The sequence below is a fragment of the Photorhabdus kleinii genome (assembly GCF_025384885.1).
GTDB lineage: Bacteria > Pseudomonadota > Gammaproteobacteria > Enterobacterales > Enterobacteriaceae > Photorhabdus > Photorhabdus kayaii.
Genome location: NZ_JAJAFY010000102.1, coordinates 1 through 4,612, shown reverse-complemented (window position 1 = coordinate 4,612; position 4,612 = coordinate 1). Strand labels below are relative to the sequence as shown.

Here is a 4,612-nt window from a genome sequence, read left to right as displayed (position 1 = left end):
CTCTGGCGGGGTCGGTTGGTGTTGAAATTATTGCTACTGCTGAATGTCTTGCCAACTTAACAGCCCCTTGGAGTGACAGCTACTATGATATGGATGCGGGGCAGTTTATTATTGAGGAATACAACCCACAGGATATTTTCCATATTGACTGTATAGTTTTATCTGGCCGCATTAACTTCATTTCGGTAAGCGAATATCAAAGCAAACCTATTGATTTTCTACAAGGACAGCCACTAGGAAGCTTCTCGGTAGAAGAAAGTTACATAGAGAAATATTGGTGCCCTTTTACAGAGAGAGTGCTTTCAGCATTTGTTGCTCCAGATGGAGTTTATCACATTGAGGCCTTTGGCAATTCAGGTAATGTCCCTGAATTGCTTGAAATAGCATATAGGCCCGGGGGAGCGGGGATAGTTGACATTATTCAGAAAGTTTATGGATTGGATCTTCGTCTGATTCATTTAGCTGCTCAACTTGGGATTATTAACGGGATAAATTACCAATCAAGAGCAGATGCGTTTGTATACCTTATTTTCCCTAAAGAACACACAGCTGTAGAGACTAAATTTGTGACTCGCCTTATTTTGCCTAACTTGGAAATTTTACCGACTCTGATTAAATATATGATCCCCTCAGTGGGCGATGTTGCCACAGGAGAATTCTATTGCCACAAAGATTGCCTAGGTATGTTCATTTTTAGTGGGGATCGGGAAATGGTCTATCAAGATTTTCAATGTGTGATTAATAATTACACAGTACAAACAGGATTTAAATGACAAACAGGATTTAAATGAATGAATAGCCTTCTTATCGAAGTTAATAACGTTTCGAAAATATATCGGTCAAAAGAAAGTGGCTATGGTGTAAAGGAGAAATTAATTGGGATTTTTAAACCAACTTTTAGTGATTATCAAGCATTAAGCGACATTAGCTTTACCCTATTAGCGGGGAAATCGTTGGCTATACTTGGTCCAAATGGTGCTGGTAAATCAAGCTTGATAAAAATTCTTGCCGGAGTGCAGGCTCCTGATCAAGGAAAAGTTAGCGTATTGGGAGTGGATCCTTATAAAGTAAAAGGAAAATTATTTAGGCAACTGGGTGTTGTCTTTGGTCATAAGAATTGTTTGTGGTGGGATTTACCATTAATAAATAGCTTAGATATGGTTAGTAAAATTTACCGTATTGAAAGTTCTTCATTCAAAAAAGAACAAGCCAAGATTTTTGAGTTGCTAAACATCCACCATATCATTAATAAGCCTGTTCGTCTTTTAAGTTTGGGGGAAAGAGTTAAGGGTGAGTTGGCTTTTAATCTGCTTTTTAAACCTCGTGTTCTCTTTCTTGATGAACCAACCATTGGGTTAGATATCAATGCTAAACATGAGATCCGCGAATTGTTGAGCACACTCAAAAGTGAAGATAATATAGGCTTTATTATCACTAGCCATGATATGGGAGATATTGAGGGATATGTGGATAACATCTCCTTGTTACACCGAGGAAAACAAAAATTTTACGGGGATCTTGCTTCACTTAAAACAATTTCTACTCCATTAATAAAAGTGAATATTAACTGTGATAGTAAAACACAGGCTAAAGCTCTGATTGAAAAAGTAACATCACTCTCTATAAGATCAGGAGTTTTAATTGAGCACATCCGATTCAATGAAGAAGCAGAAAATGTTGAGATCTCAGTTTCGCAAGATCAATATACCATATTTATTAAAGCATTAGTTGTAGATGTTCAGTGTGCTTTTTCGGTTTCAACCCCATCATTGGAGGAGATACTACGTGCACGATTTAAAGAATTTTCATAATTATCTTTTGGCGATGATCCCATTTTCTAAGAATGGTATGCTAACTATAATCAATGACAGATCGATGTTTTTTACTGATTTTGTAATGGGAACCTTGTCGCCATTTATTATTCAATATCTTTTATGGAGTAATATTTTTTCGCAACAATCTGAAAGTATTAATGGGTTTACTTTAAACGATATGATGTATTACTACGGTTTTGCGCTAGTTATTTCAAGGCTTAATAATGGATATGATTTAATCCAAACTTTTTCACGACATGTACAAAATGGTGAGCTTGAAGTATATATAACAAAACCTTATGGCTATATTTCACAAAGATTATTTACATTTTTCGGTGAAAGTATTTTATATCTTCTTCCATTGTTTATTGTTTTCTTAATTAAATTTATAACCGATTACCCGGTTGAAAAAGGCCTGTCCGTATTTATTATATCTGTGTTGATGATCATATCAATTATTGTTCTTTCTCAATTGCTATGTTTTTTTCTTTCATTCAGTATTGCAATTATGAGTTTTTGGGTTATTGAATATAATATTCTGCTTTCATTTATCATTCTTAGCTCATCATTGTTTGGCGGAGTTCTTTTACCCCCCTCATTTTGGCCTGATTGGATACTACCACTTATGAAATATAATCCATTTCGCTTTATTATATCTGCCCCAGCAGAGTTTTTTGTGAAAATGAATTCTTCCCTTTTCAAAGAGGTAATCATTGGTGGAGTATGCTACCTTTTATTTTTTTATGCGTTTATTCATTCAATGTGGAAAAAAGGTATAAAGAATTATAACGGAGCAGGAGGATAATATGAAAACTATTTCTCTTTTTATTAAAATGAATATCAAGCGGCAACTTGCCTATAAAAAAAACCTTTTTGGGGAATTTATACTTTCATCATCATATTACTTAATCCAATTCATATTTATTGATCAAATTTCCTCTCTATCTGAAGGTATTGGAGGCTATAAAAACGAAGATTTTCATCTCATATTCTTGGTTTTTATCCTACTTGGAGTTGCGATAAGTATATTTACTCATTCTATTGAGGAGTTTTTCAACAAGGTAGCCAGTGGAAGAATAGAGCCTTATTTAGTTAAACCTATATCTATCTGGGTATTGATATTGTTTGGTTGGTCAAAACCCTTAAATATAATTATGTTTGTTTTCTTGGCATTTTTTGCATTATCTTTCTCTTCCTTACCTATGGTAACAAAAGATGCCATTCAGTGGGCAGAGTTCATTGTCTCTATTATATGTATGTTCATCATTAACTTATCCTTTTTCATTATTTTTAATTTTTTTACATTCATAAATCATAGGAAAATGCCAGTGGATTATTTTCATGAGATGATATATGAACTTTCCATTGTTCCTGTCAATTTTTTTCCTCATGGTTTAGTTAAATACTTCCTTTTTGCATTGCCGATGGCATTCTCTGCTTCATTGCCTGTGTCATTTTTCTTGGGAAGGAACGACTGGAATATAGGTTATTTAATTATTAGTACAGTTTTTTTTATGTTGGGAACTTTGTTTTTTTATCGATGGGGAATTAGAAAGTTCAATGGATTAGGAGGGTAACATGAACACTTATTTGATTTCTAAAATCAAGGAAGAAAATAGTCGAAAGAGCTTTTTTAAGGCTTTATTGGTTTTTTTTAATAATATTATTTTTCCATGGATTTTAGTTTTTATATTTAGTCGGTTAGTTTCCATTAGCATTTGGTTATTTATTGTTTTTCCTTTACTATCTTTTTTTATCGGCACTAGGTTCAGAGCAGTGAATAACATGTCGCATGAGTGCTTTCATTATTCATTTTGTCGTTCAAAAAAGGTAAATAACATTTTTGGTGAGTTATTTTCCATAATTGAGTTTTCAAAATTTAAATCAATAAGGAAGGAACATCTTAGTCACCATAAATTTTTAGGTGATATGGATAAAGATCTTGATTTTATTGGCATAAGAAATTATGGATTACATAAAAAACTTTGCCGCAAGAGATTAATTAACCAGAGGTTTGCTTAAGAAAGGAACTAAGAGCCTGAGGCACGATCAAAGTTTTTGTATAGAAAACAAAATCGTGGAGATCCTCAGGCATGTTTAATTTAGAAGAACTTTACTGCTGCGTCGATGACTTTTGCCAAAAATTTATTCCTCTCTGGCATCAACAGTTAATTGAAAATGGTTTGTTCAAACGTCGCCGCGAAGCTTCCCTTTCTCTCAGTGAAGTGATGACGCTCCTCATTTTATTCCACATGAGCCGTTATCGTGATTTTAAAACGTTTTATATTCAGCATATTAAACACTATCTTCAGGCCGATTTTCCCCGGTTGGTCAGCTACACCCGGATGTTAACCTTAAAGCAAAGGGAGCTCATTCCTCTCTGTGCTTTTCTTTCGTCACGCAAGGCTGAAACCCAGAGGAGCGCTTTTATTGATTCAACTAAAATTGCCGTTTGTCACAACCTCCGTATTCTCCGTCATCGCGTATTTCAGGGCGTCGCACAGCGAGGGAAAACCCGTACCGGCTGGTTTTATGGCTTTAAACTTCATCTGGTTATTAATGATTGTGGTGAACTTTTGGCGGTTAAGTTGACCTCAGGAAATAAAGATGATCGTCATCCCGTCAAAGCGCGGGTACAAAGGTTAACAGGGTGTTTGTGGCGATAAAGGGTATTTGTCACAGGCCTTGTGCGATGAACTGGAAGCAGAAGGAATAACGTTAATCACTCATGTCCGTAGTAACATGAAGGCAAAAGCGTTATCTCTCTGGGATAAGCTGATGTTAAGAAGGCGATTTTT

The 4,612-nt window shown here is 35.0% G+C and carries 4 protein-coding genes and 2 pseudogenes; all 6 read left to right on the top strand.

Translation table 11 applies throughout. The features are described 5' to 3' along the window. Nucleotides 1-773, top strand: a pseudogene (locus LG003_RS22605) (ATP-grasp domain-containing protein); the annotation flags it as partial. Between the two features lie 18 nt (nucleotides 774-791). After that, nucleotides 792-1,811, top strand: a complete 1,020-nt coding sequence (locus LG003_RS22600; protein WP_112878123.1) for an ATP-binding cassette domain-containing protein — start codon at nucleotides 792-794, stop codon at nucleotides 1,809-1,811. After that, nucleotides 1,786-2,619: an ABC-2 family transporter protein gene (locus tag LG003_RS22595; protein ID WP_262981713.1), complete on the top strand. Its 834-nt coding sequence runs from the start codon at nucleotides 1,786-1,788 to the stop codon at nucleotides 2,617-2,619. Before LG003_RS22600 ends, LG003_RS22595 begins: the two co-directional genes overlap by 26 nt. A gap of 1 nt (nucleotide 2,620) precedes the next feature. After that, complete coding sequence (locus LG003_RS22590; RefSeq protein WP_262981712.1) at nucleotides 2,621-3,391, top strand: ABC transporter permease; 771 nt, start codon at nucleotides 2,621-2,623, stop codon at nucleotides 3,389-3,391. A gap of 1 nt (nucleotide 3,392) precedes the next feature. Then, nucleotides 3,393-3,836, top strand: coding sequence for a fatty acid desaturase (locus LG003_RS22585; protein ID WP_262981711.1), 444 nt, complete (start codon nucleotides 3,393-3,395; stop codon nucleotides 3,834-3,836). 71 nt (nucleotides 3,837-3,907) lie between these two features. Beyond that, nucleotides 3,908-4,612 (top strand): annotated as a pseudogene (locus LG003_RS22580) (IS982 family transposase); the annotation flags it as partial.